This is a genomic window from Lysinibacillus sp. GbtcB16 (assembly GCF_019091145.1).
GTDB classification, from domain to species: Bacteria; Bacillota; Bacilli; order Bacillales_A; family Planococcaceae; genus Lysinibacillus; species Lysinibacillus fusiformis.
Window position 1 is genome coordinate 1,912,596 of sequence record NZ_JAGXJV010000001.1, and the last position, 23,266, is coordinate 1,935,861.

Annotated in this window: 24 protein-coding genes, 1 pseudogene and 1 riboswitch; of the genes and pseudogenes, 9 read left to right on the plus strand and 16 right to left on the minus strand. The window is 37.3% G+C overall.

Annotation, left to right across the window (positions count from 1 at the left end; translation table 11 throughout):
* A pseudogene (locus KVT27_RS09615) lies at window positions 1-298 on the plus strand (hypothetical protein); the annotation flags it as partial.
* Window positions 299-515: 217 nt separating this feature from the next.
* Here KVT27_RS09615 and KVT27_RS26670 read toward each other — a convergent pair.
* The 6 genes from KVT27_RS26670 to KVT27_RS09645 form a co-directional block, all read right to left on the minus strand.
* Entirely contained in the window at window positions 516-953 is a 438-nt protein-coding gene (locus tag KVT27_RS26670) for a serine hydrolase (RefSeq protein ID WP_309140226.1), read from the minus strand.
* 55 nt (window positions 954-1,008) lie between these two features.
* Window positions 1,009-2,001, minus strand: a complete 993-nt coding sequence (locus KVT27_RS09625) for a DUF1835 domain-containing protein (protein WP_217581212.1) — start codon at window positions 1,999-2,001, stop codon at window positions 1,009-1,011.
* A gap of 37 nt (window positions 2,002-2,038) precedes the next feature.
* Entirely contained in the window at window positions 2,039-2,794 is a 756-nt protein-coding gene (locus tag KVT27_RS09630) for an SDR family oxidoreductase (protein WP_217581213.1), read from the minus strand.
* Between the two features lie 94 nt (window positions 2,795-2,888).
* Window positions 2,889-3,548, minus strand: a complete 660-nt coding sequence (locus KVT27_RS09635; RefSeq protein ID WP_036148604.1) for a hypothetical protein — start codon at window positions 3,546-3,548, stop codon at window positions 2,889-2,891.
* Between the two features lie 46 nt (window positions 3,549-3,594).
* Window positions 3,595-4,068: a GNAT family N-acetyltransferase gene (locus tag KVT27_RS09640; RefSeq protein WP_217581214.1), complete on the minus strand. Its 474-nt coding sequence runs from the start codon at window positions 4,066-4,068 to the stop codon at window positions 3,595-3,597.
* Window positions 4,069-4,256: 188 nt separating this feature from the next.
* Complete coding sequence (locus KVT27_RS09645) at window positions 4,257-5,732, minus strand: methyl-accepting chemotaxis protein (RefSeq protein WP_217581215.1); 1,476 nt, start codon at window positions 5,730-5,732, stop codon at window positions 4,257-4,259.
* A gap of 136 nt (window positions 5,733-5,868) precedes the next feature.
* Here KVT27_RS09645 and KVT27_RS09650 point away from each other — a divergent pair, with 136 nt between their 5' ends.
* The gene (locus KVT27_RS09650) at window positions 5,869-6,831 is read left to right on the plus strand and encodes an MBL fold metallo-hydrolase (protein ID WP_036148610.1); all 963 of its coding nucleotides are present in this window, start codon (window positions 5,869-5,871) and stop codon (window positions 6,829-6,831) included.
* A gap of 70 nt (window positions 6,832-6,901) precedes the next feature.
* On the opposite strand, the gene KVT27_RS09655 is transcribed toward KVT27_RS09650, so the two are convergent.
* Window positions 6,902-8,719: a DNA ligase D gene (locus KVT27_RS09655; RefSeq protein WP_217581216.1), complete on the minus strand. Its 1,818-nt coding sequence runs from the start codon at window positions 8,717-8,719 to the stop codon at window positions 6,902-6,904.
* Window positions 8,720-8,827: 108 nt separating this feature from the next.
* Here KVT27_RS09655 and ku point away from each other — a divergent pair, with 108 nt between their 5' ends.
* Window positions 8,828-9,649: a non-homologous end joining protein Ku gene (gene ku, locus KVT27_RS09660; RefSeq protein ID WP_008177468.1), complete on the plus strand. Its 822-nt coding sequence runs from the start codon at window positions 8,828-8,830 to the stop codon at window positions 9,647-9,649.
* A gap of 17 nt (window positions 9,650-9,666) precedes the next feature.
* On the opposite strand, the gene KVT27_RS09665 is transcribed toward ku, so the two are convergent.
* Window positions 9,667-10,212 (minus strand): AAA family ATPase, encoded by a 546-nt coding sequence (locus tag KVT27_RS09665; RefSeq protein ID WP_036148613.1) that lies wholly within the window; start codon window positions 10,210-10,212, stop codon window positions 9,667-9,669.
* An 83-nt stretch (window positions 10,213-10,295) separates the two neighbouring features.
* Between KVT27_RS09665 and KVT27_RS09670 the strand changes: the two genes are divergently transcribed.
* Window positions 10,296-11,048 (plus strand): class I SAM-dependent methyltransferase, encoded by a 753-nt coding sequence (locus KVT27_RS09670; RefSeq protein WP_217581217.1) that lies wholly within the window; start codon window positions 10,296-10,298, stop codon window positions 11,046-11,048.
* A 54-nt stretch (window positions 11,049-11,102) separates the two neighbouring features.
* Complete coding sequence (locus tag KVT27_RS09675; RefSeq protein ID WP_309140227.1) at window positions 11,103-11,918, plus strand: serine hydrolase domain-containing protein; 816 nt, start codon at window positions 11,103-11,105, stop codon at window positions 11,916-11,918.
* A gap of 311 nt (window positions 11,919-12,229) precedes the next feature.
* On the opposite strand, the gene KVT27_RS09680 is transcribed toward KVT27_RS09675, so the two are convergent.
* A complete protein-coding gene (locus KVT27_RS09680; protein WP_036148616.1) occupies window positions 12,230-12,760 on the minus strand; it encodes a dihydrofolate reductase family protein in 531 nt (176 codons plus the stop codon).
* A gap of 101 nt (window positions 12,761-12,861) precedes the next feature.
* Here KVT27_RS09680 and KVT27_RS09685 point away from each other — a divergent pair, with 101 nt between their 5' ends.
* The 3 genes from KVT27_RS09685 (at window position 12,862) to KVT27_RS09695 (ending at window position 15,417) form a co-directional block, all read left to right on the plus strand.
* The gene (locus tag KVT27_RS09685; RefSeq protein ID WP_217581218.1) at window positions 12,862-13,806 is read left to right on the plus strand and encodes a helix-turn-helix transcriptional regulator; all 945 of its coding nucleotides are present in this window, start codon (window positions 12,862-12,864) and stop codon (window positions 13,804-13,806) included.
* A gap of 94 nt (window positions 13,807-13,900) precedes the next feature.
* Entirely contained in the window at window positions 13,901-14,938 is a 1,038-nt protein-coding gene (locus KVT27_RS09690; RefSeq protein ID WP_150907350.1) for a DUF418 domain-containing protein, read from the plus strand.
* Between the two features lie 233 nt (window positions 14,939-15,171).
* Window positions 15,172-15,417 carry a hypothetical protein gene (locus KVT27_RS09695; RefSeq protein WP_036148621.1) on the plus strand — a complete coding sequence of 82 codons (246 nt, stop codon included), beginning with the start codon at window positions 15,172-15,174 and terminating at the stop codon, window positions 15,415-15,417.
* Between the two features lie 193 nt (window positions 15,418-15,610).
* Here KVT27_RS09695 and KVT27_RS09700 read toward each other — a convergent pair whose 3' ends face one another.
* The 7 genes from KVT27_RS09700 to queF form a co-directional block, all read right to left on the minus strand.
* Window positions 15,611-16,003, minus strand: coding sequence for a RidA family protein (locus KVT27_RS09700; RefSeq protein WP_217581219.1), 393 nt, complete (start codon window positions 16,001-16,003; stop codon window positions 15,611-15,613).
* 799 nt (window positions 16,004-16,802) lie between these two features.
* Window positions 16,803-16,973, minus strand: a complete 171-nt coding sequence (locus KVT27_RS09705; protein ID WP_162482993.1) for a hypothetical protein — start codon at window positions 16,971-16,973, stop codon at window positions 16,803-16,805.
* A gap of 157 nt (window positions 16,974-17,130) precedes the next feature.
* Entirely contained in the window at window positions 17,131-17,670 is a 540-nt protein-coding gene (locus KVT27_RS09710; RefSeq protein ID WP_217581220.1) for a VUT family protein, read from the minus strand.
* Between the two features lie 45 nt (window positions 17,671-17,715).
* Window positions 17,716-18,444: a 7-carboxy-7-deazaguanine synthase QueE gene (gene queE / locus KVT27_RS09715; RefSeq protein WP_036126318.1), complete on the minus strand. Its 729-nt coding sequence runs from the start codon at window positions 18,442-18,444 to the stop codon at window positions 17,716-17,718.
* Complete coding sequence (gene queD, locus KVT27_RS09720) at window positions 18,437-18,910, minus strand: 6-carboxytetrahydropterin synthase QueD (protein ID WP_036126320.1); 474 nt, start codon at window positions 18,908-18,910, stop codon at window positions 18,437-18,439. Before queD ends, queE begins: the two co-directional genes overlap by 8 nt.
* Before the next feature lie 2 nt (window positions 18,911-18,912).
* Window positions 18,913-19,572, minus strand: a complete 660-nt coding sequence (gene queC, locus KVT27_RS09725) for a 7-cyano-7-deazaguanine synthase QueC (protein ID WP_217581221.1) — start codon at window positions 19,570-19,572, stop codon at window positions 18,913-18,915.
* Between the two features lie 119 nt (window positions 19,573-19,691).
* Window positions 19,692-20,192, minus strand: coding sequence for a preQ(1) synthase (gene queF, locus KVT27_RS09730; RefSeq protein WP_036225748.1), 501 nt, complete (start codon window positions 20,190-20,192; stop codon window positions 19,692-19,694).
* A gap of 124 nt (window positions 20,193-20,316) precedes the next feature.
* Window positions 20,317-20,363: riboswitch (PreQ1 riboswitch) on the minus strand.
* Between the two features lie 447 nt (window positions 20,364-20,810).
* On the opposite strand from queF, the gene KVT27_RS09735 reads away from it, so the two are divergent.
* Window positions 20,811-23,165, plus strand: coding sequence for a M13-type metalloendopeptidase (locus KVT27_RS09735; protein ID WP_217581222.1), 2,355 nt, complete (start codon window positions 20,811-20,813; stop codon window positions 23,163-23,165).
* The last annotated feature ends 101 nt before the right edge of the window (window positions 23,166-23,266 follow it).

The following is a 23,266-nucleotide window of genomic DNA, read 5'->3' on the forward strand; positions in this document are numbered from 1 at the left end:
TATTTGGGGTATTTGGGGTATTTGGGGTATTTGGGGTATTTGGGGTATTTGGGGTATTTGGGGTATTTGGGGTATTTGGGGTATTTTGATTTTGTTAGTTGCAGGAATTTTATTTTGGTCAGCTGTGTTACCGAGGATTACAAGTAAAAGTTTATCATTTGTTATGATTAGTCTGGGATTCAATGTAATCTCAATCCCATTTTTCCCTTTCTTTCTACAAAAAAAGAGCAAAACCATAATGGTCTGCTCCACATTTAAAAATAAACGCTCGAAACCCGGCATTTCTTTATTCATTTAGTAAATACATTTAAAGCAAGTCAGATAATGTCATTGGTCGCCACTTTACTATTAACTTTCAGGTGAAAATGTGACCTCTACCATAATCGAATCACCAAAACTTCGTACATCCGCTAAGTAATCATACCCCTCCGGAGATCCAAAACTATTAAAGGCTCTAACTGCTACGATTTTTTCACTCGGAATGACGAGAAGTGTGACCGTTGTATATCCTAAAATTATCGCTGCATTAACTCAATATTTCTACCGCGGTAAGCCCAATTTGTGCCTGAAGCAAAAGTTCGGATATCTTCCCCATTTATATAGGCAAGACCATGTGAGTGCGTTACTAAATGGCGAATAGTAATCCCTTTGAAAACTTCCTTTTGTTGCTCAGGTGCTAGATAGAGAGAAATCTCATCATCTATAGACTGAATATAACCATGAAAGATTGCAAACGCCACAGCAAACGCTATATAACTTTTACGACAAGAAGCAAGATGAAACTTTGTATCAGCTTGAATAGAACGTGCATTTTCCTTATTTGACTGTCTCCCCCAATATTGTTCCACTTGCATCTCATTATTGTGAAATAAAATGAGAGCAGCTCCTGTACAATCAAGGGTATGAAATGTATTTTCCACAGAATTCCTTACTTTTTCAAATGATACAGTCACCCTAAACACCCCCTCTCTTTTTTATAGTAGCTCAACCTCTTAGGGTATCTGTTTATTAAACCTCACGAAGTTTCACACTGTAATACCTCATCGCTTTTGGCACTCCCTCCATTTCAAAAACCCCTTTGAAGATTAAATGTATCAATCGATATTCAACGTATGAATCTCCAATACTTTGATTTAAATTACCAATAACCTCCCCTATTAGTCTAGCTGATTTAATAAACCGACGGTCAAGCTGTAATTTTTTTGCCGTTTGTAAAATATAGTCATCGTAATAATCATCAGCCACTTGGTATAAAGAATTATTCTCCCAAACTCTGAGATTCCCTTTGCTATTAGATAATGTTAACCAGTCATGTTCGTAATTTTTTCGTTCCTCTTGCGTTAAAGGCAGACATGTTCTATTCTCCTCATATATCCGCTTTAACTGATCTGGTTCAATTTCACCTGTATGGATAGGAGTATCTGCTAAATTAGTTGTATGAATTAAAATAATATTGTTTGTTCTTCCTTTCAGTAAATAAAGGACATATCGTAAGGCCGTTTGTTCATCAGAGTTCTCACCAACCCAAATAAAAATTTTTACGTGTTCAGGAATAGACTTGATCTTAAAAAGAGATTCTTTAAAAACTTGCTGATAGTTACATACATACTCTTCGTCCAGATTGAGATGATTCATTAACCATTTATATCTTAGTGCAAGTCCCGTATCTTCTTCTAATTTCCATAAGGGACCTACTGAAAACTTATCCGAAAAATGGATGATCTTTTCTTCATCTAGTACCTTCATATCACTAAGAGCGTTTTTCAAACTACCTGAAGGAGAATCACCGAAAACAACGTGAACTACCTTAATATCTTTTGCATCTTCCGATTTTTTTTGCTCTTTTTTATAGCCAAGAAAATTACTATAAGTTGATTTCAGGTCTTTTACTAGATCTTCATCGTTCTGTTCCGTACTCATTCTAAGTAATATCTGGAATAATAATGACTTCACTTCATCCTCACTTGACTCCATCACTAGGTCTTTTATTTCATTTATCAACTTGTTTGGCTCCTCGTACAAAATTTTTTCCAACTTACTATCCTCTGAAAAATCCACCCTCTGAATGGATGATTTGCCCTGTCAACCATTTTGCTTCTTCACTCGCAAGAAAACTAATCACTTTTGCCACATCTTCTGGTGATCCTATACGTCCCATCGGAAATTTTGGTAACAAATATGTTCTAATTTCATCATTCATCCAAGTCGAATCGGTTGGCCCAGGATTGACTGCATTCACAGTAATTCCTATAGGAGCTAATTCTTGTGCTAATGTTCTTGTAAACGAGGAAATGGCCCCTTTTGTTGCAACATAGGCTAGCTCCCCAACCATGGGACCTAAATCCTGTCCAGACGTCATATTAATGATTCTCCCTGACTTTAATTGTGCATTTTGATAAAGACGGGCAAATTCAACTGAAAGAAGGAATGTTGATCTCATATTTACTGCATAATGTTGATCTAGTATTTGAGCATCTAACAATAAATAGCCATCCTGTGTAGAATGGGCCGCATTATTGACTAATATAGAAGGTACACCTAATTTTTCAACGACTGTCTGCAGAATAGTTTGTGCCGCCAGTGGATTAGATAAATCAATGGCTAAGTCTTCACAAGAGACCCCCTCACTAGAAATCTCCTCTTTAAACTTGTCTATCCAATTTTGGTCTGCTTGCCAATGAGTGAAAAAAATATGTACACCTTCGGCCGCTAATTTTCTACAAATGGCAGTTCCTATATCTCTTGGATTACTTGCGCCTGTTATGATGGCAATAGTATCTTGGACTTTACTCATTCTTTTTCCCCTTTCTTTCTACAAAAAAAGAGCAAAACCATAATGGTCTGCTCCGCATTTAAAAATGAGCGCTCGAAATCTGGTATTTCTTTATTCATTTATCGTACGCAAACATTTTATTTTGTATTTCTATATGGAATTGCTGTACATCAAGTTGATGAAGCTTGATGATATCTTCGGCTACTTGTCGAGCTTTCTTTTGTATCACATCATCTTTCTCTTCTGTTAAATTGATGATGATGTGGACAATTTCTGATGTAATCGTGTAGTCGATGCTAAAGGAACCAACTTGTTGTGCGGTCATCGCTTCAAATAAATGAGCCATAACATCATTATAGCTAAGTCTGGTCGAGTTCATGGTCACAGGATCATAAAGATTTTTAATTGTTATTTGAAACGATATTGGATTAAAATCATTTTTTTGAATACATTGAAGCATCATTTCCTCTATTTTTTGTTTGGACAACTGATCTATTTTTTCAGGTATTGATACAAGGAGCTCTATTTTTCCATTCGGCAGTACACCATAATCTACATAAAAGATATAAAATTCTTTTTGCAGGGCCATAGCAATATCACTCATTAGAAATTGGTAGTGCTGCATATAACCTAATAATTCATCGTTAGTAGGTTGCGCTAGAGAAACATTTGATTTCTCCGCATATTGAATAGGCACATTGGCAAAAAAGAAAAAGCCACCACAAACGATGATGGAAAGAAGAAACCATAAGGTAAATAGTTTTTTGATAAACATTTATAGCCCCCTTATTCGGGACTATATGCAAGTTTAGTACCGTAAATTACGGTAGAATTTTATAAAATAACACACGGTCTTGATTTTCGCCGCCATAATCACTATGGATAGACATATTATCCATCACCTTGTCACCCTTCTCCATTCTGAACCCCATATTTGTGTGGAAGGCAATGGACACTTCGTTTATAGGTGATGTCACACACTTAACGATATTACGATGATACTGTTTCACCACATGGAAAAATACATCATACAACCTTTTTGCAATATTCTGTTTTCTATAATCAGGGTGAACCCCTACAAAATGAATGAACGCTTCATTTGTGTTGGATTGCGATAAAAAGCCGACAAGAAAACCAATAATCTCGCCATCCTTTTCCATAATCAGGCTTGTTTTCGTAAAGTGATCGAAAAATAATTTAGGCAGTTTATCTGACATATTCCTTCCGCCCCACCACTCATTAATCACTGGCGATAACGTATAATAATCTGCACTCTGTAAACTACGAATAATCATGGTATCCTTCCTCCCCTTCGACTTCACCTTTTAATTGGTCAGCATTATAGAAAACACACTACCAATGTATATGAGTTTAAATTGTCATTCGGATATCTCAGATGAATAACAACACTATACCCTCGATCTGAGATGTTTAATCATACTGTTATTTTACCCTACCAATTATTTCAATTTCAATATTTCCCTCAAATCTTTGCCATGACCAATGATTTTAATGTATCACTTAAAGCCTGAATGCGATTTGTCGTATCCGTCATCTTCACTAGGAGCTGATTTTCGTCCTCCACAGAAAGCAATATATCACCTGTTGATGAAGCATTTTGCTCTGTCATTCTATTCAGTCTTTCAATTTGCATTTGAATTGCCTCAAACTGTGAGATGGCACTGCTTAATTCGTGCATACCTCTCGTCAAATCTGTGTTCGTTTGCGTAAATGAATCCTTTAAAATATTAAAGAAATGACTGACATCCTGTAAAAGCTGTTCCCCGTGCTTCAATGCTTTTTCACCATCATCAGAACGTTGATGAGCCTCCGTCGATTTCTCAAATAAGGTTTTCGTCACATTCGTAATATTGACTGTAATGGCTGCACTTTCCTCAGCTAGCTTTCGCACCTCTTCCGCTACAATAGCAAACCCCTTCCCATGCTCCCCAGCCCTAGCCGCTTCAATGGCTGCATTGAGTGCCAATAAATTTGTCTGCTGTGCAATATGTGTGATCCCCTGCAACAAGCTATCCACTGTTTGTAAACTATTTTGAAGCTCGTTGACGGTTTCTGCGGTTGAACTCATCGCATGACTCATCACGCCCATTTGAGCCATTGCGTCTTGCATTTTAGCCCATCCTGCTAAAACCTCTTGCTGAAGTTCAGTAGATTTCACCACTGTGTCTTTGGAAATCGTCAAAGTTTCATTTACAAAATGAACAGAATCACTCATAGTGCCATGAATCATATGTAAGCTAGAAGCCTCTTGCTGAATACTTGCAGAAATATCCTCAGTCGCTACCAATATTTGTTTACTAGAGCCTGAAATACTTTGCATAGTTTGTTGGAATTGTGTCACATGCTCGTCCAATGCCTGGCTACTTTTCTCTATTTCCCGAAATGTATTTTGTAATTGATTGAAGGAAGCTTGGACTTCATTTTGCTGAATTTCTGCATGTTTAATTAGCTCATTGCCCCATTTAGCTAATAAGAAAAAAGCAATAATGACACCGTTCATAATTGCTAGAAGTGTGACGAAAACAATGATGTCGTCAAACGGCCCTAACAAAGATGACGAGTTGACCATATATAAAATGAAAAAACTAACATTAGTCAGTATTCCAAAAAACACGATTAATTCCTTCTTAAAATAAAGGGCGATAATAGCAATGGTGCACAGCAAAATATAATGCTTATTCAATGAAAAACTATCTAGTAAAAATAAAGTAAACACTACGCTTGAAGGAATAAGACCAAAGATAAATCCCTTCACATATGTTTGAATCGGCAAGAAATAATTACACACTGCTAAAGCGATGACAGCTAGTCCGACAAATAAAAATAGTATTCCTTTTGATAGGATCATAGGTCCACAAATAAGAATGGCTAAAATCGATATTATTGCCAAATTAACTCGGTGCACCTTCCTTGTATCATAACGAATTTTGTTCTCCATAACGCTCCCCCTAAAAATGAATGGACATTCAGTTTAATTTTCTATTATTATATAGTATAACTACTACTTTTTGTAGCTAAAATTTGACTTTTAGAGCATATGTTTCACATTTTCGAAATTAAAGGGGGAAATTCATTTGAGTAGAGTCCAACAAATCGCCGCAAATTTTTATTGTATTGATACACATGATTTAAATAGGGAACAGCGAACAAGCTCCTACCTATTAATTGATGAAAAAATAACCTTAATCGAAACGTCTGCTAGTCCATCCGTTCCTTACATCATGGAAGGATTGAAGGAATTAAATATTGCTTTAGAGGATATTCATTATGTCATTGTGACACATATCCATTTGGACCATGCTGGTGGAGCAGGCTTATTTTTACAAAACTGTCCTCATGCAAAATTAGTCGTTCACCCTAGAGGGTCGGCACATATGATTGATCCGAGCAGGCTTATTTCCAGCGCGAAAGGAGTGTATGGGACCGAATTTGACCGTCTTTTTGATCCGATTGTGCCCATTGATGCAGCACGAATTATTGAAGTAAGCCATGAACAACAACTCCATTTAGGACAGCATCATTTAACGTTTTATCATACAGAAGGTCATGCAAAGCATCATGTTTCTATGCTTTATTCCGCTACTAACGGCCTTTTTGTGGGGGATACAACGGGTGTACGTTACCCAGAAATGGACGGTGAAGCAATTGATTTAATCATACCTTCCACTTCCCCAAACCAGTACAATCCTGAAACGATGGAAAACTCCATTCAATTGTACGAAAAGCTACAGGCAAGTGAATTATATTTTGGTCATTATGGGGCTTATAAAAATCCACCTGAGGCATACCGTCAAGTACGCTATTGGACACCTCTCTTCTTAGAAGAAGGCCGTAAAGCACAAGCAGCATCCAGCCAGTTTCAGGAACAAGTTCACTATTTAGATGCTCGCTTAAAAAAGCTTTTATTTAGCTATTTACAAGCAAATGATATACCGCCAGATCACCCCGTCTATCAAACCATCCCTTTCGATACGATTGTGTCATCGATGGGAATATTGGATTATTTAGAAAAAGTGAAAGCACAGGTACCACTTTAATCGTAAAAGGAGATGTCTCAAGCATCTCCTTTTTTAATATGGATGAAAATACGCTTTCAAAATAGAGCATTTATTCTTTCATACGCTCTAAAACCGCTTGAAAATCCTGTTGTTCTCCTACTTCTCGAAAGTATTTAAAGGGATTAGTGATTTTCTTCATGCGCTCCATAACAGCAGGAATCGTAAAGTAAGAAGGTTTTAAGTCATCATTTACCTCTTCCCAATGAAGTGGCGTTGCAACTAAGCCTAATTCATTTCCACGAGTGGAATATGGGGCAATAATTGTCTTGCCTTCAGCATGCTGGACATAGTCTAAATATAATTTATTATGACGATTCTTTTTTAAGCGCTCAATCGTGTATAGATGTGGCTTTTGCTGGCATAAAAAACGACAAACAAATTCAGTAAAGACACGAACTTCCTCATAGGTAAATTTGTTTGCGGGTAACGGGATATAGAGCTGTAAGCCTTTCCCGCCCGAAGTTTTGACAAATGATTGTAGCTGAAAGTAATCAATAATTTTTTTTAAATCTAGTGCACCTGCAATCGCAAAAGAAAAATGGTCCGTTGTAGGAGGATCTAAATCAAAGACAATCTCTGTCGGATACATGGTTTGTCGTGTTTGGAATGGAATGTGTAATTCTAATGCCAATTGATTGCCCAGCCATAACAATGTTTCAAGATTATTACAGACAATATAATCAATCTCATCCATCATCGCTGTGGCTACAAAGTTAGGTAGTTTATCTGGTCTACTCTTTTGATAAAAGCTTTCCCCTGGCACACCATGTGGATAGCGTATTACTGTTAATGGTCGATCTAGAAGAAATGGTAACAAGTATGGCGAAACACTTTGTAGGTACGATAAATAATGATCCTTTGTCACACCTATTTCTGGCCATACCGGTTTGTCGGAATGTGTAATGGGAACTGTTTCAGGAATAGGAAACAGCTGACGCTGCATATGCTGCCATTGACAACTATCTGGTGATAATTCCAATCGAAAGGCATGAAATTTTGGCTCGCGGAGCTTACTACCATCAAAATCTATGCAGGCAATATCCACACATATAGAGGGCTCTAGCTCCCATAATTCTTTCATACGTTGCCCTTGAGCCTGGAAAAAAGCAACGAGGGTTTGATGCTCTTCCTCCTTCATGCCATGTTTAAATGTAACGACCTCTCGTAAATGTCCTTCGTCATAAATCGAACCTTGAAAATAACCATTACTATGATCATATTGCGTCACAATAACCGTCACATAACGCCAGTTTTTAATTTTCAACCAATGGCTTGAACGTGTGTTATCCAGCCATTTACTTGTTCTTTTCTTTGCCACCATCCCTTCCCCATTGTAGACCTTGATGGCCTGCCATAAAATTTTACTTTCCTCACTTGCCTGCACCATTTGTATGGCTCTTCTGTCTTCATAATCTACATTTGGAAGCTTTACCTTTGCTGCTAGCTTCGCCAATTGCTCTTTACGAGTTTTTAAATAACGATTGCTGAATGCTTCCCCTTTCAACGTTAAAACATCAAACACTAGAAGCCGCATCGGGAAAGCTTGTGCATGCTTGGCAATGACATCTTGATTTTGCATTCTCCCTCTTTGTTGAACAACTGAAAATTCACTTTTATATGCATTGCTTAAATACACTAGCTCCCCATCAAAGGTGAGTGGTAAAAATGCTTTTATTGAGGCATATATTTGGTGACAATACTCTATAATTTCCGGGAACGAATGATTTAAATTGCGTCCATTTCTACTAATAAGCATCGGTTGTTCATCCCATAGTAAGAGGCATCGAAAGCCATCATATTTCGTTTCATAAAGCCAGTCATCCCCTAATGGAATTTCATTTGCTTCCGTTAAAAGCATTGGTTTCATGACACAATACCTACCTTGCTTTTTATCTACAGTGTTTGACGATTTCGATTTACGATACATAAAAAACTGCAAAATATATCATAGTAAGAAAAACGAGGTGACAATTATATGCATACAGTATGGAAAGGAAGCATTTCCTTTGGACTTGTCAATATCCCAGTAAAGCTTCATGCCGCTACGGAAAATAAAGATATTAAGCTGCGTCAGCTCCATAAGGAATGCCATACACCAATTAGCTATAAAAAGGTTTGCGAGGGCTGCAATCAGGAAGTAAAAGATGAGGATATTGTAAAAGCATATGAATATACAAAAAATAAATTTGTCGTACTGGATCAAGATGATTTAGAGAGCCTACGAAAAGAAAATGAAGAGAAAGCCGTAGAAATTATCGATTTTGTACAATTAACGGAAATCGACCCGATATATTTTGAACGCACCTATTTCCTATCCCCTGATTCTACTGGTGCTAAAGCCTATTCGTTATTGCGCAAAACGTTAGAGCAGTCAGGTAAAATTGGCATTGCTAAAATCATTATTCGTTCAAAGGAGCAGCTTGCGGTCGTGCGAGTGTATCAAAATGCCCTCGTGATGGAGACCATTCATTATCCTGATGAAGTACGAAGTGTGGGTGATGTCCCGAATGTTCCAAGCGAGCAAGACGTTGTACCAAAGGAATTAGAGACAGCTCTAATGCTTGTCGATCAATTAACCACTACATTTAACCCAGAGAAATATACTGATGACTACCGCAATGCATTGCTGGAATTAATCGAAGAGAAAAAAGCAACCAATATGGTAGCCACGAGTGATCAGCAACGACCAGTTCCTGACAATGTCACAGATTTAATGACAGCGCTACAGGCATCCTTAGATAAAACGAAAAAGCCTACGACAAGAAAGCGTACAACACGCACGAAGAAAAATGCCTAAACAAGAAGCGTATCCATTCATCGGGATACGCTTTTTATTGGTTGAAACTGACGAAAATAATTTTCTACATCCTTTTTATGCCGAACGACTACTAGTTTATCTACTATGTCTTCCTGATTGTTAAAAAAATTAGGCTTCCCCACCTCCTCAAAACGTTTATTCCATCTAAACATTTTAAAAAAAATCGAAAAGGTTGGCTCATAATGGGCTTTTTCAATCCCTATTTTTTGTTTTAAAAATCTCTTAATAATTCGAGCAGTACGAATTTTATAAGGCGTATCCAAAAAGATGATACAATCCGCTTGCTGGAAGCTTTGTGTCACCCATTCCTCTTGATGAATTCCTTCAATAATCCACCCATCCGTTTGGATAATACTTTGTAGATATTCCTGCCTTTCTTGCTCCGTCCTTCTCATATCCCCTGATGGTTTGCGAATCCAAACAACATTGTCTAATTCATGAAAAGGAAGCTGAAGAGTTTTGGATAATGATCGTGCTAATGTCGTTTTCCCACTACCAACAGAGCCAATAATATGTATTTTTTGCGGAATTTCCATTGCCATTGTAGCAACACCTCTCATGTATCTTTGTAGAATTTTTCCCTTTATTATACAATAACCTTCATAATAGAAAATAGGAGGACAAGATGAAGCCACACAATTTCGAAAATAATTTACAGACTTATAATAATCCATCCGATTATGACGCTCTCTATGCCAACTATCAAGACGACCTTCACTATATTCAACGCTATCTTGGTACGAAAAAAGACCCCATTATTGAATTAGCCTGTGGCACTGGCCGAATTGCTATTCCATTAGCAACTCATGGAATTCCTGTCTTTGGGATAGACCTTCATGAAGGGATGATTCAGCATGCTATCGAAAAAGCACAAAAACAAAATGTAGAAGTGCAATTTATCGTACAAGATTGTACACAGCTACAATTGCCTATCACCACAAAATTTATGTATATGACCGGCAATTCCTTTCAACATTTTTTAACGAATGACAGTCAAAATGCCTTATTGCAATCTGTTAAAAAGCATTTACAGCCAGGTGGCGAGTTTCTTTTCGATACAAGAAATACAATTTTAAGTGAGCTTTCAGTCATTGATGAATATGAGGAACAAACGGTCACTAGCAATGGTGAACAACGAATCACCTTCCATCGTGAGGAATATAACCCTGTCACGCAAATTTTAACGTGCCATGCCGTCTATCAACAAGGTGGAAAAACCTATGAGGATTTCATTTTACTGCGCTATACATACCCACTGGAAATGACGAGACTATTACAGCAAAATGGCTTTGAATTGGTACACCTATATGGTACATGGCAAAAACATGAATTTCATGCACAGAGCCCCTCCATGATTGTTCATGTACGCTCACTATAAATAAGAACATAGATTCCCCTATATAATACAAGAAAAACTAGGAGTGCATATTATTTGCTGACAATTTATGACCATATGGTGCAGAAGCAAATTACAGGGCTTAGTCTTGCTTTTATTGAACATGGAGAGATTCAAAGAACTGAATGCCTTGGAGTTTTAGAAATTGGATCATTCGATTATGTAAATGAGGAAACCATTTTTAATGCCTGTTCGATGAGTAAATTATTGACAAGCATTTTAGTGCTAAAGCTAGCAGAGCAAGGAAAAATCGACTTAGATGAGGATATTAATCGTAATCTTCTCTCTTGGAAGCTGCTAGAGAGTGAGCATACTCGGACAAAAAAGGTAACAATACGGAGCTTATTAAGTCATCAATCTGGTATTGTTGATCCAGCAGATAGCTTTCCTCCCCTACATTGTTTGGCTCAATGGCTATCTATGAAGGATTTATTACAAGGTTCAACGCCTTATTGCCAGAGTCCAATTGTTAGCACACTTGAACCTAATCAAAAATTTCATTATTCTGATGCAGGGTATTGCATCATTCAATTGCTTATTGAGGACGTCACAAACACACCATTTTCCTCTCTCATGGACGACCTAATTTTTCAACCTTTAGCCATGCATCATAGCTTTTTTTCATCTTCACTCCCAGTAGCTCATACTGCAAGTGGCCACCATAGGGATGGCACTAGAACGATACCAAGCCACCCGTTGTATCCTTATGATGCAGCATGTGGCATTTGGACGACACCCTCGGATTTGGCTAAGTTGTTAATTGATATGATGCAAACATTTAAAGGAAAAGGAAAACTAGGTCTGACAGCTCCTACCATGCATCAACTCATGCATGCACAAGGTTGTAATTAATCTGTAGGGCTTGGCGTATTTCTAGATGGCCTTGGTGATCAGGTTGAAATTTCCTCATTAGGCTGGGGTGTTGGCTATCAGTGCATGCTAGTTGCTTACCCCTATTTAGAAAAAGGCTTTGTTATAATGTCTAACACGGATTCAGGTGTTCATCAAATGCAAGGAATCATGGGTGATATTTACCGCTCCTTTGTCTTGTCGGTTTAGCGTAAGGTGAATGGCTACATAAGACTTCTTACATTTATATAAATGATCCATGAAAAAAAGGATAGATTTTCATCATCTATCCTTTCCTTTTAATCCATAGTATCTTACACTTCTTTCTTCACCTTGTAATGCATTTGAACCATTTGACCGTATCGCTTTGTCTCAAGCAGTTTTAAATCTTCAAAAGGTCGGGGCTGTTTAAATAATGGAATACCTGACCCTAATAAATGTGGGGTAATAGTGATGATCCATTCATCAACCAACTGCTCCTGTAAAAAAGCATCCAATATATCAGCACCACCAACCATCCAAATTTTTGCGCCTGGTTGTTGTTTTAATTTCTTAGTAAACGCCACCACATCCCCTTGAACAAACTCCACATGCTCATCTTTTCCCGTTTGAGATTTGCTGAACACATAACATTTCTTATCAGGATATGGGAATGTATCAATATGTTCCAAGATATAATCATATGTTCGTTTTCCCATTATAACGGTATCAATGGTTTGATACATATCCGTATAGCCATTATCCCCTTCTCCCTCTGTTTCTTCCAGCCACTGTAAATCATCATTTTCTTTCGCTATAAACCCATCTAAACTTATTCCGATAAATACCACTATTTCTCGTGACATTATGTCAGCTCCTCTTCTTTTGAAAATCTTCTGTACAACGTCTATACTAAACAAAAAACATGACAACTATTGACATGATTAAATAAAAAAGGTGAAAAAATATGTCCAAAGCTAAACGATTAATTGATATTTTGTTATTTGTCAGCGCTAAAAAGCAATTTACAGCTCAGGAAATTGCCGATGCCTTCAACATTTCGGTACGAACTGTACATCGCTATCTGTTAGATTTAAGTGATATGGGGCTACCAATTTATGCGGAGCAAGGAAGAAATGGAGGATATACTGTGCTTTCAAGTGCAATACTTCCCCCTCTTTTATTTACAGAGGAAGAAGCGGTCGCTATTTTCTTTGCGTTCCAATCGTTGCACTATTATCGTGATTTACCTTTTAATACGGAAATGAAGTCTGTGTCACAAAAACTATATGAATCCTTGCAGAAGGATGTTCAAAAAAAGGTAGATAGTTTGCAATCCTATATGGCCTTTTGGAACCCTAAACGCTCTATATCTACACCACTATTATCAGATGTATTAGAAGCGATTATTAACCATTCACAATTAGACATTCAATATGAATCAAAATCAGGCATCACCACTAAGCATGTCCATCCTATTGGGGTGTATGCGCATGACGGCCTATGGTATATGCCTGCCATTCATTTACAAACAGAAAAAACCCTTCTATTTCGAGTCGATCGCATTCATTCAATGCATGTAAGCGATAAAGGCTATAAGACAACTGTTCATTTACAACAATGGCTAGAGAGTCCCCATGAACCTCAGCAGCCAATACGCTTACATGTTGAATTAACAAGAGAAGGTGTAAGACAGTGTAGAAGTGAGCCCAACTTTGAACAGGCATTGGTTACTAATAGTAATGGAACTGGCTATATCGATATGATGATTGATCAAGGAGAGATTCACTTTATTAGCTCCTTTTTTTATCGCCTAGGTCCAGATGCGATTGTCCAAGAACCCACTGAATTAATTCAGCTTTTGCGGAAACATGCGCAAACCATATTAGCGACATACCCTCTGGACAGCTAATTCCAATATGACGATTTTGTAAGATTCACGTAACATTCATCGTTACTAATTTTTAGGAAATGTCTTTATACTTGGTTGTAAGGAGGAGATAACATTGCAACCAACCGACAATAACAAACGTATTGATACATTAGATTACTTAAGAGGATTTGCCTTACTTGGTATTATTTTAGTGAATATACCTGCATTGATGTGGATTGCACCACCTCAATTAGCTAGTGATATTGCCTATAGTCAATTTCTCACACTTTTTATAGAAGGTAAATTTTTCATTATATTTTCATTTTTATTTGGAATCGGATTTTATCTTTTTCTTTCCCGTGCAATGGCTAGAAACGATAGAGCCTATGTTTTATTTAGTCGCAGACTTCTGATCTTATTACTAATGGGTATTATTCATTTCTTTTTTCAACCAGGAGAAGCTTTAACTGTCTATGCCATCTTTGGCTTTTTAGCTTTACCATTTTATAAAGTGCGGAAAGAAATTAATTTATTAATTGGGCTCATCCTATTAGCCCTTACAGCTTATTTTGGAATGAAAATCCTCATGCCTTTCCCACTAATTTTACTAGGTTTAGCTGCTGGCCAATATCGCCTATTTGAAAATATCCAACTACATCGAAAAAAAATCCTGCTAGCGACAATTGTCATGTTCCTTGTTAGCATAGGTAGCTGGTTGTATCAATGGCAGTATGTCCCTACAGCCAATGTGAATATCGATCAATTATCCAAAATTCAGCTGGAAGAGCATATAACGAATATGGAGCAATTTGCGTTAATTGGATTACAGTTTAGTCCGTTTGTTTCAGCGTTTTACATGGGAGCCATTATCCTATGTCTACAGAGTGCACTATTCCAACAACTATTATCACCATTAAAGGCTTATGGACGCATGGCTTTAACAAATTATTTAGGGCAGACAGCACTCATTTTAATCATTGGTCATACATTCCAACTAATCGGGCAACTTCGATACATTGAGTCACTATGGATTTGTCTAGGTATTTATGTTTTCCAATTGATTTGTAGTAAGCTATGGCTACACTATTTCCGCTTCGGACCAATGGAGTGGCTGTGGCGAATGGGGACCTATTGGACAGTCCCTCCCCTAAGAAAAAGAAAAGATTCTTAGCCAAGGATATATACCTATTAACCTAAAGTGAAACGTCATATATTGGTAATGTACCCTACTCGCTTTCCATCTTTGCTCATATCTTCAGCAAGATACACATCCCCATTTTATTTGGTCACTTATTTTTCAATAAGTGACCTTTTTTTGGCTGCTATTCATCTTTGTTGTTCTGCACCTGTCTCTTACAGCATGCATACTATGTAAATAATACCCTTTTTTGCAGGGAGGATTTTATGAAAAATAACAAAGGCTATCGGAATAGTGAAGGAACTGAATCAGTGAGTCAAGCAGCTAAGCTGGCTGTTATAGCGGGAGCCATCACCACACTAGGTGATGCGCTAGCGACCATTGCAGCAGGTCTTGCTTTGGAAGATGAGTTAAAGGAAAACGAAAGTAAAAATAATGATATGGATAAACTGCAAAAACAAATTGACGATTTAAATTATGAAATGAAGCAATTAAAAAAAATGTTCCGATAATGGTGGCAATGGCGAAAAAAGACGACAATATTCAACTGATATTGTCGTCTTTAAATTGTACAATGATAAAGTTAAGCAAGTGATTGTCACTACTGGTGGACACTTTCCGCAAACGGGACCGCCGCCCTTCGTTCCAATCATCCTCGTAAAAATAAACGTTTAAGGTGATAAACGATAATTACGAAGCATCATGTTATTTAGCCGCCCAAATTTCAAGCTCTATTTTAATTTCTGGTAAACCTAGTGCCGATACGTAGGCTATGGTCATGGAAGGATAGGATTCGCCAAACATACCTTCCCATTGCTCGTAGAAATGATCCCAATCTATTTCCTCCGTAGCCCAAATATTGACCTTTACAACGTGAGTGGCATCCATTTCCTCTGAAGCTAAAATTGTTTCAAAATGTTGAAAAGTATTTATAATTTGTTCCCATAATGTCTGTGGTAATTGATCATCTTGGTCCAAACCAATTTGACCTGAAAAAGCATACATTGTCGCATCTTTTGGAATAATTGTGACATGACTATATTTCCCGACAGGTTGAGGTGCCTGCATTGGATTTTTACGCACTAGTTTTGATTTCATGTTGAATCTCCTTTAGGTTTTTTTCTAAAAAAGGACAGACTTATCCCTTCATCAACTATTCTAGAAAAAAACAGCCGTGGAGAATCCAATGCCCATGCTTAAAAAACGTATAGATCTTTTTTTCACAAGCCTTCTCCCCCTCTACCTAAAGTTATTTCCATGTTACCATTTCTATCCGTATAGTTTCAATTTATAACCGAAACTATTCAGGAGTTTCTTTTTATGATCTTTCAGGCAATTAACTATTTAACGATAGCGTACCTAACATATACTTAATAGTGTAAAGCTAAATTAGCCTTACACCTCCGAATTGTTACTAGGGTTACTCCATCCCAAGTGACCCTTCCTTTTTTCATAATAAAAACTAGGTGCTCTCTTTGTGGAGTACCTAGTTTTTTGTTAGTATGCGTGTTCATCCATAGAATATTATATCAACCTCTACAATTTTTTAACAAACTACCTATAAGTGCGGTATGCATAGTTACCATGTTTGTACTAAACAAAAATGGAGAGCGATAGTCTATGTACAGCCATAATAATCTTAGTTGCATGGTATAAAATTTACAAAATAAGTAAATGATATGTCTTGTAAGGGGGGAATCGCTATGAACACTAATGTGACTAAACCCTTTATTCCATCCCCTAGTTCATAGCGATTACCATTCTTAAAAAATACAGGTCTCATAAGAGTACCTGTTTTTTGTTATATTTTTTAGGACAGTACATTTTACTACGTGTTGACAAGCATAACTAAAGGACTTGCAGTGATTTCGACTTCAAGTCCCTTGATAGTTTCTTGTTATTTTTTTATACTTTCTTTAATTTCTTCTAATAATTTTGTTTGTCTTTTAAGTTGCTTAGTCGTACTAATAGCAAACCAAATAATAAAAACAATCGGAATTATGTAAAATAGCAGTCCTAAAATAGAAAATAAACTAAAAATAATATCTGCACTATTATATTTATTCAAAACCAAAAATCCCCCTATCTTTTCTTTCTATAAAGAAAATCATAGCATACTTGAGTTGGATTTGGTATAAAAATGGAAAAATCAATGTCATATAACTTACTCAATGCAGGCTACTCACTTTTCTGATAAGACGCGAGTAGCCCTCTACTACAAAAAATCAGCCCGAAATAAGACGTTTTTCTTTTATTGTTCCCACTTGACCAAGAATTAAGGCACCGAACATTTGTATAATTGTCTTCACAATAATTTGTCCTAAAATAGCGGCTGGTACTGCTTCCCAGGGTAATATATTAGCTCCAAGTGGACTTAAACCAAGGACAACGAAAATTGCAGAATCTAGAAAGCCGCCAACGATTCCACTGTATAACACTCGCCAAGCCATTGGTAATTTCAGTCGAGTATAGATTTCAGTATCAGCTGTTTCAGCGACAACAAATGAGACAGCCGATGCTACCACAATTAAAAGTGTATCCCCCAGTATGAATGACACGACTGCTGATAAAATTAAAGCTGCACTAATAAATATATACGTCTTTGCTCGTCCATATTTATTTTGCACAAGGTCCCGAAAAATAAAGGTCGCCCCAATTAAAAGTGTTCCCATTGGAACAATGAACATCCCAAACTGCAATGGCGCAAATGCCGCCGTTACCACATTAGCGATGACAATCGATAATAAATAAAATAAAATTCTCAACCTACTACTCCTCCAATACATGTATGGACATTTTGTATTGGCACACTATACACCTCTTTTATTTCCCCATACAAGGGCATGTAGCTGTGGCAATACTTTGACATCTTTTAATTCATCATCTTTCATCACTTTATCAATCAATGCATGATATTTTTCTAATAAATCGTTTATTAATCGTGAATTGTCAATCGTTGTGAGATTATCATTTCCGACTTGCAGATAAAAAGGAATCATTGGAAATAGATGATGAATTTGTTTGGCAAAATCGTAATCTAGTTGATTAAAAACGACTATTTTGAGTGAAATATTGTGCTTGCTATTTTGCCTTTTAAGTTTGTCTAAAATATCAGCGAGCACCGAATGGTCAGTGGTCATTCCTGAACTAGGTGGCTTTGGTGAAATTGTCAATTCATCAATGTCAGACATCCAGTTTTGCCACCTACTGCCCTGTGTTTCCACTCCGATCTTTATGTCGTTTTCTTTTAAAATGGCAATTAGTGCTTCTAAATTGGGATAAAGGGCAGGATTACCCCCTGAAATCGTAACAAACGAAAAGCCATGACCTCCTAGGCGCTTCAACTCAGACCAAATCTCTTCCGCTGTCATTTGAACGATAAGATGTTTTCCGCTCCCGTTCCAAGTAAATGCAGAATCACACCAAGAACAGGAATAATCACAGCCCGCCGTCCTTACAAACATGGTCTTTTGGCCAACTACCATTCCTTCACCTTGAATTGTCGGTCCAAATATCTCGATAACAGGTACCTTACTCAAGCTCCATCCACTCCCGTCTTGCTTCTGCATAGCTTGTCGGAGTTTCATAAAGCCTGATAAACTCTACGCACGCACCGTTTTCTCTTTGTTCTTCATGCAAGGCCTCTACCAATTTTTCGTATATCCAAACAACGATATTTTCTGCTGTCGTATTCATAGGTGGAAGCGTTTCGTTTAAATAACGATGATCCAAATGAATGTCGATTTTTTGTTTCCATATTTTTTTAATATCGCCAAAATCAATCATCAAGCCACGTTCATCTGTATATCCACTCAGTCCCAATACGACACGATACGTATGGCCGTGTAAATTTTTGCATTTCCCCTCATATTGATGTAAATGATGAGCAGCATCGAAGGTAAATTCTTTGCTTACAAGTACACGCTTAGCATGATAGTTCAATTGATTGCTCTGAATATCTTCACCAATTTTTTGGAGCTTATCGACAATTTTAAAATCTAACATGTCTAAAACTCCTTCCTATTGCTTAAATACTCATCAAGCCCTTTTTTTCGCAGTATACAAGCTGGGCATCCCCCACAACCATCTGCTATTACACCGATATAGCAAGTCAATGTTCTCTCCCGAACAAATTCTAGTGCCCCAAACTGATCAGCAAGCTCCCATGTCTGTGCTTTATTCAGCCACATCAGCGGTGTATCAATTACAAAGGAATGATCCATCGATAAATTTAACGTTACATTCAAAGACTTAATAAAAACGTCTCGGCAATCCGGATATCCGCTAAAATCCGTTTCGCACACACCAGTTACGATATGTTTAGCTCCTACCTGGCTCGCTAAAACGCCCGCGAATGAAAGAAAAAGAAGATTCCGTCCAGGTACAAACGTCGATGGAAGCTCACCATTTTCACCGTCTTCCACCTTAATGTCTTGTCGTGTTAATGCATTCGGAGCGAGCTGATTTAGGAGAGACATATCAAGAATATGGTGTTTGATACCGAGCTCCTCTGCTATCAGCTTCGCACAATCAATTTCTAGACGATGTCTTTGACCATAATCAAAAGTGACTGCCTCAATCTCTGCAAAACGTTCTTTTGCCCAGAACAAACAAGTTGTACTGTCCTGACCTCCACTAAATACAACAATTGCTTTTTCCTGTTTCATCCATAAAAACTCCCTTTGATTGAAAAAACAGCACTCTAAGAAAAAGTGCTGCCTTCCCCTTAGTTTTTTTAAGAGGGTAGCTAAAAACCTCTTTTTTAATTGGACTTACCAATTTTCATTTATCGATTATCAATTTTTTCCGGATTAAGATCGTGGTTCATTAAACGATAACTTGCGATTTCCTCGTATTTAGTTCCTGACTTCCCATAGTTACACCACGGATCAATTGAAATCCCCCCACGTGGAGTAAATTTCCCCCAAACCTCGATATATCGTGGGTCTAGTAATGTAATTAAGTCATTCATAATGATATTAACGCAATCCTCATGGAAATCACCGTGATTTCTAAAGCTGAATAAGTACAACTTTAGTGATTTACTTTCAACAATTTTTTTGTCCGGAATGTACGAAATGTACATCGTTGCAAAATCAGGCTGATTGGTAAGCGGGCATAAACTAGTGAACTCAGGACAATTAAACTTGACGAAATAATCCCGATTGGAATGAAGATTATCCACTGCCTCCAATACCTCAGGGGCATACTCAAATGAATATTTCGTTCCTTGATTACCTAATAATGTTAAATCCTTTAGTCCTTCTTCATGGCTTCGACCAGACATAAAAAAACCTCCTTGTTAAATGTTTCCCAACACTTTTCAAGAGAGGCTTCACCCATTCATCTATTCAAACATACGTCTAAACATAAAAAAAGCCACGTCCAATATGGACATGGCATAGTGTCATGTTTCCATAGTTTTTTATAGAGGGTATCAGCTATGAACCTCTCCCGTTTAAGTCCGGGCATTCTTTTCCTCCATATAATACGAAAAATAGTACGAAACGTCAAATGGATTTTTTCATGCAAATTTCTCTATAATGCCTCTTTGGTAAACAAACACTGTAATACTACCCATTTAGAAGTACATGAAACCTTCAACTGAGCATAGAATTATTACTATTCGTATAAAATAAAATCTTAACAATTTATTTCATCGATATATCTCAGTGCATTATTATTTGAACCTTATCATTCGCTCTTATAGTAAGATTTTCAATAGGAGGTGAACTTTCTCCGCTCTATTTGCGCAAAATTAGCTAGATAATGCTCTCTTGAAATGAAAAAGCTCCTAACATATTTTCAAACAAAAAAAAATCAACTACAATGGAAAAATGGTAGAAATTCTAAAATCTACCCAATTACCTTTATTTATACAAATTCACTATGAAGGAGCACGAAAATGAAAAAGAAGTTTTTATCCTTACTCATGGCCATTACAATGGTCCTATCAGTAAGTGTAGCGGTGTATGCCGATGAAAAATCCCCACCAGCGACAAGAGGAGAGCTGGTTAAAACCTTATTGGTAGCAGCAGATGCATATCAATCAGGACTAAATAAAGAAGCGATTATACAAGGCTCAAAAAACAAGGATTTACGAGAAAATGAGCCAGCCAAGAAAGTTGAAGCTTTAGTTATGTTGAGCAGAGCGTTCGGCGAATTACCAGAGCCTGTTGGCAATGATCTTCGCAGTGGCACATTTGGAGTTAAGTACACTGATGTACCTACTTGGGCTAAAAAAGATATCGATAATCTGACTAAAGCAGGCGTACTGACGGGCAACCCTGACGGCAAATTAGGCGCAAATGACCCTATTACGATTGATGAGTTCCAAAATCTGATCGCCAGAATATGGACACTTAAAGGCTCCCACTTACATGACGATTTTTATGAAGCAATCAATAAAAAATGGTTAAATAAATCGACAATTCCAGTAGGAGAAATCATGGGCGGTGGTTTTCCTGAGCTTCAAAAACAGAATACAGATAAAATAGAAAAAATAATTACTGAGCTTTCTGGCAAACAATTTGCAGAAGGAACGAAAGAACAGAAGATTGCCGACTTCTATTCGACGGCATTGGATACAAGCAATAGAAATAAACAAGGGATTGAGCCTATTCAAAAATATGTAAAGGCAATTGACGATGCTACAACCCTTGATGATCTTGTGCAAGCAGATCTTACCCTAGAGAAAGAATTGGGTCTAAGCTCACTATTTGGCTTTGCCATCATGAACGATGCAAAGAATAGCAGTAAAAATGCTCTGTATTACACTGGATTAGCTACTGGTTTAGATAAGAACAGTTTTGTAAGTGCAGACGCTAATGCGAAAAAGGCCTATATTCAATATATGACTAAGCTTTTAGTCGTGTCAGGCGAGAAAGAGTCTACTGCAATAGCACTTGCCGAGAAAATTTACGAAATGGAAAAAGCCTTAGCTTCCGTATCCCTTGATCCTCATGAACAAGGCGACGTTACTAAATACTATAATCCATATTCAATCGAACAATTCGATGACATGTTCAAAACCGTAGATATGAAACAAGTTTTGAAGTCGATGAAAGTTGACAGTGTTGATAAAGTAATCGTATTTGATGTGAAGCTGGCACAAAAAGGCGCAGAGCTCTTAACTGACACTAATCTTAATGTGCTTAAAGCCTACTCTAAAGTACAACTTCTTATGGCAACTGGCGGTCTATTGTCAGATGAATTCGGAGATGCTGCTAATGAGTTTGCCGCAACATTATACGGAGTTACAGGAGAAAAAACAGATCAAGAAATCGCAGTAGCTAAGACAACTAGCACAATGAGCGGCTATTTGGAGCAAATGTATGCCAAACAACATTTTTCCCCAAAGGCTAAAGAAGATGTAGAACAAATGGTAGATCAGTTAATTGCTACGTATGAGGAAAGAATCAAATCTCTTGATTGGATGTCAGAAACAACAAAAGCTAAAGCCATTAAAAAACTGGATACGATGATTGTTAAAATCGGTTATCCGGACAAATGGGATACGACATTAGACAAAGTAGCGATCAAAACATATGACGAAGGTGGTTCGCTATTCTCTAATACCTTCACAGTAACGAAAGCTTATATTGATAACACGAAAGCCAAGCTAGATAAACCGGTAGATAGAACGCAATGGGTAACGAGCGTATATACGGTAAATGCTTTTTACAACGCTCTTAATAATGAAATTACGTTCCCTGCTGGTATTCTTCAAGCACCTTTCTATGATATAAATGCTAAACCTGAAGAAAATTATGGTGCCATTGGCATGATTATTGGCCATGAAATCAGCCATGCATTTGATAACAACGGATCTGCATACGACGAAAATGGCAATGCCAATAACTGGTGGACAGAAGAGGACTTTAAAAAGTTCGAAGAGAAAAACCAGAAACTGATTGAGTTTTATAATGCCATTGAAATTATCCCTGGTGTTTTCAATGACGGTCAGCTTACATTAAGCGAAAATGGCGCTGATTTAGGTGGAATGGCCGCTTCACTGCAAGTTGTATCACAAATGAGTAATCCAGACTATAAAGCATATTTCGAAAGTAATGCAGAAATGTGGAAATCCACAACAACAAAAGAATTTGCGGCAATGCTGAGCAAAAACGATGTACATTCAGCCAATAAAGTTCGAGTAAACCGCACGATTGTAAACTTCCAGGAATTCTATGATACCTATGGAATTAAACCTGGAGATGGCATGTATATAGCTCCAGAGGATCGAGTTTCAATCTGGTAAAACGCACAGTAGAGCTTGTAAAAAAGTTCAAGGACTGTCTGGAGAAGCTCTTTTTAGAGTAATACTGCTTTCTCTATGAGTGTTGTCATTAAAACAAATAG

Coding starts and splice junctions, on each gene's coding strand:
- KVT27_RS09655 (WP_217581216.1), bottom strand. CDS start 8,719: ATGAAACCAATGCTTTTAACGGAAGCAAATGAAATTCCATTAGGGGAT.
- KVT27_RS09695 (WP_036148621.1), top strand. CDS start 15,172: ATGAAAAATAACAAAGGCTATCGGAATAGTGAAGGAACTGAATCAGTG.
- KVT27_RS09630 (WP_217581213.1), bottom strand. CDS start 2,794: ATGAGTAAAGTCCAAGATACTATTGCCATCATAACAGGCGCAAGTAAT.
- KVT27_RS09665 (WP_036148613.1), bottom strand. CDS start 10,212: ATGGCAATGGAAATTCCGCAAAAAATACATATTATTGGCTCTGTTGGT.
- KVT27_RS09645 (WP_217581215.1), bottom strand. CDS start 5,732: ATGGAGAACAAAATTCGTTATGATACAAGGAAGGTGCACCGAGTTAAT.
- KVT27_RS09680 (WP_036148616.1), bottom strand. CDS start 12,760: ATGTCACGAGAAATAGTGGTATTTATCGGAATAAGTTTAGATGGGTTT.
- KVT27_RS09685 (WP_217581218.1), top strand. CDS start 12,862: ATGTCCAAAGCTAAACGATTAATTGATATTTTGTTATTTGTCAGCGCT.
- KVT27_RS09670 (WP_217581217.1), top strand. CDS start 10,296: ATGAAGCCACACAATTTCGAAAATAATTTACAGACTTATAATAATCCA.
- KVT27_RS09635 (WP_036148604.1), bottom strand. CDS start 3,548: ATGTTTATCAAAAAACTATTTACCTTATGGTTTCTTCTTTCCATCATC.
- queF (WP_036225748.1), bottom strand. CDS start 20,192: ATGTCTGGTCGAAGCCATGAAGAAGGACTAAAGGATTTAACATTATTA.
- ku (WP_008177468.1), top strand. CDS start 8,828: ATGCATACAGTATGGAAAGGAAGCATTTCCTTTGGACTTGTCAATATC.
- KVT27_RS09700 (WP_217581219.1), bottom strand. CDS start 16,003: ATGAAATCAAAACTAGTGCGTAAAAATCCAATGCAGGCACCTCAACCT.
- queC (WP_217581221.1), bottom strand. CDS start 19,572: ATGAAACAGGAAAAAGCAATTGTTGTATTTAGTGGAGGTCAGGACAGT.
- queD (WP_036126320.1), bottom strand. CDS start 18,910: ATGTTAGATTTTAAAATTGTCGATAAGCTCCAAAAAATTGGTGAAGAT.
- KVT27_RS09640 (WP_217581214.1), bottom strand. CDS start 4,068: ATGATTATTCGTAGTTTACAGAGTGCAGATTATTATACGTTATCGCCA.
- KVT27_RS09735 (WP_217581222.1), top strand. CDS start 20,811: ATGAAAAAGAAGTTTTTATCCTTACTCATGGCCATTACAATGGTCCTA.